Source organism: Bradyrhizobium sp. (genome assembly GCF_049586575.1).
GTDB lineage: Bacteria > Pseudomonadota > Alphaproteobacteria > Rhizobiales > Xanthobacteraceae > Bradyrhizobium.
In genome coordinates, this window is the sequence record NZ_JBAVCF010000639.1 from 1 (window position 1) to 2,036 (window position 2,036).

2 protein-coding genes are annotated in these 2,036 nt (G+C 61.1%); both read right to left on the bottom strand.

Annotated elements, in window-relative coordinates:
• On the bottom strand, window positions 1–1,271 hold a 1,271-nt coding region (gene glyS, locus WB528_RS23645), incomplete at its 3' end, for a glycine--tRNA ligase subunit beta (RefSeq protein ID WP_423891240.1).
• Window positions 1,271–2,036, bottom strand: a 766-nt coding sequence (locus WB528_RS23650) for a glycine--tRNA ligase subunit alpha (RefSeq protein WP_423891242.1), incomplete at its 5' end; no start/stop codon positions are given. The genes WB528_RS23650 and glyS, both read right to left, overlap by 1 nt.

A 2,036-nucleotide genomic window follows, 5' to 3' on the forward strand; every position in this document is an offset into this window, starting at 1 on the left:
TGCGCCAGCGCGTAGTACTTACCCATCAAGCCCTGAAGCTCCGGAAATTCGCCGACGACGTCCGTCAGCAAATCCGCCTTGGCGAGATGCGCGGCGCGTTTGGTTTTGTCGACGTCTGCGCCGACCAACGGCGCGATCTCGGCCGCCAATCGCTCAATGCGCTTGATCCGCTCACCCTGTGTGCCGAGTTTCTCGTGAAACACGATCGAATCGAACTTCGGCAGCCGATCTTCGAGTCTGGTCTTCAGATCGGTCTCGTAGAAGAATTTTGCATCGCTCAGCCGTGCGCGGATCACGCGCTCATTACCGGCAACGATCGCCTTGCCGCCGTCGGATGCCTCGATGTTGGCGGTGAGGATGAATTTGTTGGCGAGCTTCTCCGTCTTGGGGTCGCGAACCACGAAGCACTTCTGATTATTGCGGATGGTGGCGCGGATGACTTCGCCGGGGATCGACAGGAATTCCTGATCGAACGAACCCATCAGCACGACCGGCCATTCGACGAGGCCGGAGACTTCATCGAGCAACGCCTGATCTTCGACCAGTTCGAAACCTTGCGCGAAGGCCAGTTGTTTGGCGTCCGTCAGAATCGCGTCTCTGCGGCGCTCGGGGTCGAGCACGACCTTCGCTTCCAACAGCTTCGCTTCATAATCTTCAAAGCGCCGCACCGAGATTGCCTGTGGCGCCATGAAGCGATGGCCGAACGTGGTCTGGCCCGCTTCGACACCATCGACGGCAAACTTCACGACGTCAGGCTCTTCGGTCTCAAGACCGAAGGTCGCGGTGATCGCATGCAGCGGTCGCACCCAGGAGAGCGCGCCGGACCTTGCCGAGCGCGCGCCCCAGCGCATCGATTTCGGCCACGGAAAAGTGCGGATGATGACGGGAAGAATTTCGGCGAGCACATCAATGGTGGCACGACCCGGCTTTTCGATCAGCGCGACGTAGAAGTCGCCCTTCTTCGGGTCGCGCTGGATCTTCGCTTCGTCCAGCGAGGCGAGCCCCGCGGCTTTCAGAAAACCGGCGATGGCAGCCTCCGGCCCGCCGACGCGCGGCCCTTTTCGCTCTTCCTTCAGGTCCGCCTGCCGAGCGGGAATGCCGTGTACGGTCAGCGTCAGGCGCCGCGGCGTCGCGAAGGCTTTGGCGCCTTCATAGACGAGTCCTTCCGCGACCAGTCTGTCGGTAACCATGCGGCGCAGATCGTCGGCCGCCTTCGCCTGCATGCGCGCGGGGATTTCTTCCGAAAACAATTCAAACAGCAGATCGGGCATCAGCCTGCCCTTCCCGCTTCGGTATGCACCCAGGCCTCACCGCAGGCTTTCGCCAGTTCGCGCACGCGCATGATGTAGCTTTGCCGCTCGGTGACCGAGATCACGCCGCGTGCGTCGAGGAGGTTGAAGACGTGGCTAGCCTTGATGCACTGGTCGTAGGCCGGCAGCGCCATCAGATGCTCCCGGCCGTTGCCACCGTCCTTCCAGCCGGCTGCGAGATATTTCCGGCAAGCCTGTTCGGCCATCTTGAACTGCTCGAACAGCATCTCGACGTCGGAATACTCGAAATTGTGCCGGGAATATTCCTGCTCGGCTTGCAGGAACACCTCGCCATAGCTGACCTTCTCCGCGCCTTCGCGGCCGTTGAAATTGAGGTCATAGACGCGATCGACGCCCTGCACATACATCGCAAGCCGTTCGAGGCCATAAGTGAGTTCGCCGGCAACGGGCGCACATTCCACGCCCGCGACCTGCTGGAAGTAGGTGAACTGGCTCACTTCCATGCCGTCGCACCAGCATTCCCAGCCCAGCCCCCATGCTCCCAACGTCGGGCTCTCCCAATCGTCCTCGACGAAGCGGATGTCGTGCAAATGCGAATCGATGCCGATGGCGGCGAGCGATTTCAGATAGAGCTCCTGAATGTCCGGGGGCGACGGCTTCAGGATCACCTGAAACTGGTAGTAGTGCTGCAACCGATTTGGATTTTCGCCATAGCGGCCATCCTTCGGCCGTCGCGACGGCTGCACATAGGCCGCATTCCACGGC